The following is a 5,788-nucleotide window of genomic DNA, read 5'->3' as shown; positions in this document are numbered from 1 at the left end:
TTCTGGGCCTCCAAGATCGCCGCCGCCAACCAGAGCGCCGGCGCCGGCGACCTCCTCATGAACGTCATCGCCGCCGCCGTCATCGGCGGCACCAGCCTCTTCGGCGGCCGCGGACGCACCTGGAACGCCCTCCTGGGCGTCATGGTCATCGTCTCCATCCAGTACGGCCTCGCCCTCGAAGGCATCGCCACCCCCATCCAGTACATGATCACCGGCGGCGTCCTCCTCGCCACCGTCGTCATCGACTCCATCACCCGCAAGACCCAGAAGACCGCAGGCCGCGCCTGACACCCCCGCCCGCACAGGGCGGACCGGTGACGAGGTCCCACCCACGGGGGGTGGGACCTCGTCGCATGCGCAGGCACCCTTGCCGAGCGGCCGGATGTCGCGAACAGTACGGCCCATGGCGACAGTTGTGCTGGTGGGGACGCTGGACACCAAGGGTGTGGAGTACGGCTGGCTTCGGGAGAGGCTGCTCGGCCACGGGGTCGAGGTGCTCCTCGTCGACACGGGCGCGCTCGGCGCGCCCCGTGCCGCCGCCGACGTGTCCGGCGAGGAGGTGGCCCGCGCGGCGGGCGCGGACGCGCAGGCGCTGCGCGCCGCCGGGGACCGCGGGGCGGCCGTCACGGCCATGGCGGACGGCGCGGCCGAGGTCGTCTCCCGGCTCCACGCCCAGGGCCGGCTCCACTGCGTCCTCGCCGTCGGCGGCAGCGGGGGCACGTCCATCGCCACCCGGGCGATGCGCCGGCTGCCGCTGGGCGTGCCGAAGCTGATGGTGTCCTCCATGGCCTCCGGCGATGTGGCGCGATACGTCGGATCGTCGGACATCACCATGATGTACAGCGTCGTCGACATCGCGGGGATCAACCCGGTGCTGGCACCGGTGCTCGCCAACGCGGCGGACGCGGCCGCCGGGATGGCGAAGGGCTTCGCGGCCTCGCCCCGTGCCCTGCACCCGGCCGGCCTGGCGGCCGGCGAACGGCCGCTGGTGGCGGCGAGCATGGCGGGGGTGACCACGCCCGGCGTGGACGCGGCACGCGCCCGCCTCGGCGAACTCGGTTACGAGGTGCTGGTGTTCCACGTCAGCGGCACCGGCGGGCGGACGCTGGAGTCCCTCGCCGGCCAGGGCCTGTTCGCCGGGGTGCTGGACCTCACGCTCAGCGAACTCGCCGACGACCTGGTCGGCGGCATCCTGTCGGCCGGCCCGGACCGGCTGACCGCCGCCGGGCTCGCCGGGGTGCCTCAGGTGGTGAGCCTCGGGGCGCTGGACATGGTGAAGTTCGGCCCGCCCGAGACTGTCCCCGCCGCCCTGCGCCACCGCAGTCCGCTCGTGCACAACCCGTCGATCACGGTGGTCCGCACGACGTCCGGCGAGTGCGAGGAGCTGGGCCGGCGGATCGCGGCGAAGCTCCGCGCCGCCCGGGGCCCGGTGGAGGTGTGCGTACCGCTGCGCGGGCTGTCGACGCTGGGCGCCCCGGGCGGGCCGTACCACGACCCGGCCGTCGACGGGGCCTTGTTCAGGTCGCTGCGGGCAGGGCTGGAGGGCAGCGCGGTGGAGATCGTGGACCATGACACGCACATCAACAGCGAGGCGTTCGGCCGGGCCGCGGCGGACCGCCTGCACCGGCTGATCCCGGCCGCGCGCCGCCCCGGCGCGCCCGCCGGGTGAGCGGGCCCCGGCCCGCCCCGAGGCCCTCCGTGCCCCCGGCCGGCGGGGTCCCCACTACCCCGCCGGATGGTCCGTCGGGTCGTCCGGCGATGCGGCGAGCAGAGCCGTCAGGTCCCGTACGAACGCCGCGGTGCGCTCGCCCTCCATGCCGCCGAGCGGGGCGAGCCGGCTGTCGATCAGCTCGTGCACGATGCCGACGGCCCGGGCGGTGACCTCGTCCCCGCGCGCGGTGAGCGCCAGTCGCACCGCACGGCTGTCGACGGCGTCCCTGGTCCGCTCCACCATCCCGGCCGATTCCAGCGAACGGGCCAGTTTGGAGACGTAGAGCGCCTCCAGCCCGGTGTGGTCGGCCAGTTCGCGCTGGCTCGGCCTGATCCCCGACCGGCCGAGCCCTCGCAGCGTCGCGACGACCGAGTACTGCGCATGGGTCAGGCCGAGCGGGGCCAGCGCCCGGTCGACGGCCACCCGCCACTTCATCGACAGCCGCCACACCAGGAAGCCCGGCGTCGCTCCCGCGGTCCCTTCGCTCATGCCCGGTACGGTACATGGCTACTGTCGCCCCGCTCCCGGCCCCCGGCCGGGCTCCGCCGCCCTCAGTCCAGCGTCTGGGTCACTTCGGCCCGCTCCGGCGTGAGCACGAGGCGCCCGCGGGCTCCGTTGACGAGGGGCAGGTAGGGCGGGACGTGGCCGCACTCGACGTCGGCGACGATCGGGACGCCCAGGGGGCCGAGCGCCTCCAGGACCGCCTCGTGCTGGGTGAGCGACGGGGTTCCGGGGCCGGGCGACCGGCCCACGAGGACGGCGTTCGCGTGGTCGAAGACGCCGGCCAGCCGCATCCCGTGCAGATTGCGGCAGATCTCCAGGGCGTCGTCGCCCCCCGCCTCCACGTAGACCAGCAGCCCCTCCGGGGCCTCGGCCCGCGCGAAGGCGGAGACGTCGAGATACGGCGAGCCCGTGAGGTTGCTCAGGGTCTCGATGCAACCGCCGATCAGGCGGCCCTCCGCCTCCACGTCCCCGTCGGCGTCCAGCCTGGTCCACCGGCCGGGGGTGTCGAGGGTGAGGTCCCGCACGCCGGGGCGGGCGGCCCAGTCGTCGCGGCCCGAGGCGCGGTGGCGGCCGGGCGGGGTCTGGGTGAAGCGGTGCCCGCGCGGCGCCGCCGCGATGTCGAGCCACGACAGCAGCCCCTCGGGCGGCCGGTAGGGCGTGTCCATCAGGTTGTTGCCGTGGAGTGTCGCCGTACCGGTGAGGAGGGTCAGCGGTGTCATGACCGTCGACATGTCCGAGTACCCGACCAGCCAGGTCGGCTCGGCCTCCCGCAGCGCGTCCCAGTCGAGCAGCGGGAGGAGGTCGATCGCCGTCTCACCGCCCCACGGCGGGACCACGGCCCTGACGGCGGGGTCCGTCATCATCGACATCAGTTCACGCGCACGCTCGGCGGCGGGGGCGCTGACATGGCCGGAGCCGTCCATGCAGGCGCCCGTCACGACCTCGTACCCCCGTGCCTCCACATCGGCGACGGCCACCTCCAGGCGGGCGCGCAGTTCCTCGGGGACTCCGGTCGACGGGGAGGTCACCCCGACGCGGTCACCGGGACGCAGGGGCTGGGGGTAACGGATCGGCATGCGGCGGAGTCTGGCACGCCTCCGCCGGGCGCCCAAGCGGGTTTCTCCGGGGCAGCGGAGCCCGGGATCGTCAGGCGTCGTCCGGCGTCAGCTGCTGTTCGGTCCAGATCGTCTTGCCGTGGGGCGTGTACCTGCTGCCCCAGCGGTGGGTCAGCTGCGCGATCAGGAACAGGCCGCGGCCGCCCTCGTCCGTCACCCTGGCGCGGCGCAGATGGGGCTGGGTCTGGCTGGGGTCGGAGACCTCCAGGATCAGACGCCGGTCCCTGATGAGCCGCACTCCGACGGGCCCCCCGGCGTAGCGGATGGCGTTGGTGACCAGTTCGCTCACGATCAGTTCGGTGGTGAACACGAGGTCGTCCAGTCCCCACGAGGCGAGCCGGCCGGCCACCTCGGCGCGTGCCTCGGCCACCACCTTCCCGTCCGCGGGGAACTCCCAGGCGGCCACGTCCTCCGCGGGGGTCACGGCGAGCCGGGCGAGCAGCAGGGCGGCGTCGTCGTCCGGCGGGTCGGCGAGGAAGGGCACCAGGACGGTGCGGCCGATCTCCGGCACGGGTCGCGTCCGGTCCGGCGGCGTCCGGCGGAGGTGGTCCGCCACCCGCCCGGCGCCGCCCGGCCCCTGCGCGGAGAGCGACCCGGCGGTGAACGCCAGCAGATCGCCCTGGCCCAGCTCCAGTTCGACGGGCTCGAACGGCGCGCCGCCCAGCCCCAGCGCCGGTCCCGCGGGCAGCTCCACAGGTGTGGTGCCGCCGCCCGCGGGGGCGAGCAGCGGCGGCGCGTGGCCGGCGCTGGCCAGCAGGCAGTGGGCGGTGACGGGGTCGTAGACCGCGTAGAGGCAGGTGGCTCCGCGTACCGATCCCTCCGCGTCACCGGGTGGTTCGTCCTCCGCGAGACGGACGACGAGGTCGTCGAGGTGGGTCAGCAGCTCGTCGGGCGGCGGGTCGAGGTCGGACAGGGTGCGCACGGCGGTGCGCAGGCTTCCCATGGCGGCCGCGGCGCCGAGCCCGTGTCCGCGGACCGTGCCCACCACGAAGGCGACCCGGGCCGACGAGAGCGTGATGACGTCGAACCAGCTGCCGCCGGTGCCGGCGACCGTCCGGCCGGGTACGTAGATGCCGGCGGTCTCGGCCGCGGTCAGCTTGAGCACGGGCCGGGGCAGCAGGCTGCGCTGGAGGGACTCGGCGGTACGGCGTTCCCGGGTGTAGCGGCGGGCGTTGTCGATGGCGAGACCGGCCCGGGACGCGATGTCCTCGGCGACGGAGGCGTCATGGGCGTCGAAGGGCGGCCGGTCGCCGGCGCGCCAGAGTCCGACGGCGCCGAGCACCTGCCCGCGTGCCTGGAGCGGCACGACCATGAACGAGGCGGCACGGTCGGCCAGCAGCAGGCGGACCCGGTCGGGGTCGCCGGCGACCTTCGGCCGGAGGGAGTCGAGGTCGGCGACGACGACGGCGGAGCCGGCGCGCAGCCGGTCGCTCTCGTACCCCTGCACGCTCAGGATCTCGCCCGGCTGGTACAGCTCGCCCGGCCAGACCCCGTCCGAGGCGACCGCGGCCACCCGCCGCATCGGCGCCCCGGTCGCGAACTCCCCCGGCTCCTCCCCCACCAGGACGGTCTCGGTGATGTCGACGGACGCCAGATCGGCGAATGCGGGCACCAGGAGGTCGGCGAGGACCTGGGCGTTGCGGCCGGTCTCCAGCGAACGGCCGAGTGCCGAGGCGGCGGTCGCGACGAGGGCGGAGCGGCGCTGCGCCCGATGGTCCTCGGTGACGTCGGTGAACGTGACCGCGACGCCGTGGACGGCGCCCGCCTCGCCGGAGAGCCGCAGCGCCGACAGGGAGACGGTGCGGTCGCTGTGCGGCGCCTGGACGAGCCGGGCCGAGGTGACGAAGTCGACGAGCGGGACACCGGTGCTCGCCACCCGGCGGAGCTGGGTCTCGATGACGGCCGCGTCCTGCGGGACCAGCAGTTCGTGCAGCCGGCGCCCGATGGCGCTGCCGTCGCCGCCCGCCTCGACGAGTCGCCGCACGTCCTCGGGGAGCGGATTGATGCGCAGCAGCCGCAGTTCCTCGTCGTGGATGGCGAGACCGATGCCCGACTGGGAGGTCAGCGCCCGCATCAGCGCCTCGTTCTGCTCCCGGCGGGCGACGGTCTCGGCCCGTGCGAGGCGCAGCAGGCCACGTGCGTCCCCCGAGCCCTCGACGGGCAGCAGGGCGCACAGCACGGTCTCCGGCCGGCCCTTGAGCACCGCGCTCCGGGAGACGGGGCACGGACCCGCGTCCGGGTCGAGCAGCCGCGACCAGAGGTCGGGGTCCTCGAACAGGTCCTCGACCCGGCGGCCGGTGAGCGCCCCGGCCGGTTCCCCGAGCAGCGTGACCGCGTCGGCGGTGCAGGCGAGGACGGTGCCGTCGCCGGCCACCACCAGGAGCGCGCAGCCCTCCGGGTGCCGCGTGTCCGCCGCGAGGGCGTCGCCGCCAGTAGTCACTTGGGCCCTCTCGTTCGG

The 5,788-nt window shown here is 75.1% G+C and carries 4 protein-coding genes and 1 pseudogene; 2 read left to right on the top strand and 3 right to left on the bottom strand.

Annotation, left to right across the window (positions count from 1 at the left end; all coding sequences use genetic code 11):
• Both EAO77_RS35055 and EAO77_RS35050 read left to right on the top strand, forming a co-directional pair.
• Positions 1–288, top strand: a pseudogene (locus tag EAO77_RS35055) (sugar ABC transporter permease); the annotation flags it as partial.
• Between the two features lie 115 nt (positions 289–403).
• A complete protein-coding gene (locus EAO77_RS35050) occupies positions 404–1,669 on the top strand; it encodes a Tm-1-like ATP-binding domain-containing protein (RefSeq protein WP_147992370.1) in 1,266 nt (421 codons plus the stop codon).
• Positions 1,670–1,723: 54 nt separating this feature from the next.
• On the opposite strand, the gene EAO77_RS35045 is transcribed toward EAO77_RS35050, so the two are convergent.
• From EAO77_RS35045 to EAO77_RS35035, 3 genes are all read right to left on the bottom strand, one after another.
• Positions 1,724–2,200 carry a MarR family winged helix-turn-helix transcriptional regulator gene (locus tag EAO77_RS35045; protein WP_147992369.1) on the bottom strand — a complete coding sequence of 159 codons (477 nt, stop codon included), beginning with the start codon at positions 2,198–2,200 and terminating at the stop codon, positions 1,724–1,726.
• Between the two features lie 62 nt (positions 2,201–2,262).
• The gene (locus EAO77_RS35040; protein WP_147992368.1) at positions 2,263–3,291 is read right to left on the bottom strand and encodes a S66 peptidase family protein; all 1,029 of its coding nucleotides are present in this window, start codon (positions 3,289–3,291) and stop codon (positions 2,263–2,265) included.
• A 70-nt stretch (positions 3,292–3,361) separates the two neighbouring features.
• Complete coding sequence (locus EAO77_RS35035) at positions 3,362–5,770, bottom strand: SpoIIE family protein phosphatase (RefSeq protein ID WP_147992367.1); 2,409 nt, start codon at positions 5,768–5,770, stop codon at positions 3,362–3,364.
• Positions 5,771–5,788: the final 18 nt, after the last annotated feature.

The organism is Streptomyces sp. T39, assembly GCF_008042045.1.
Classification (GTDB): domain Bacteria; phylum Actinomycetota; class Actinomycetes; order Streptomycetales; family Streptomycetaceae; genus Streptomyces.
This window is presented reverse-complemented; position numbering and strand designations above follow the sequence as displayed.

What these genes read in the sequence shown, in the direction of transcription:
- EAO77_RS35040 (WP_147992368.1), bottom strand. Translation starts at nt 3,291, where the DNA reads ATGCCGATCCGTTACCCCCAGCCCCTGCGTCCCGGTGACCGCGTCGGG.
- EAO77_RS35045 (WP_147992369.1), bottom strand. Translation starts at nt 2,200, where the DNA reads ATGAGCGAAGGGACCGCGGGAGCGACGCCGGGCTTCCTGGTGTGGCGG.
- EAO77_RS35050 (WP_147992370.1), top strand. Translation starts at nt 404, where the DNA reads ATGGCGACAGTTGTGCTGGTGGGGACGCTGGACACCAAGGGTGTGGAG.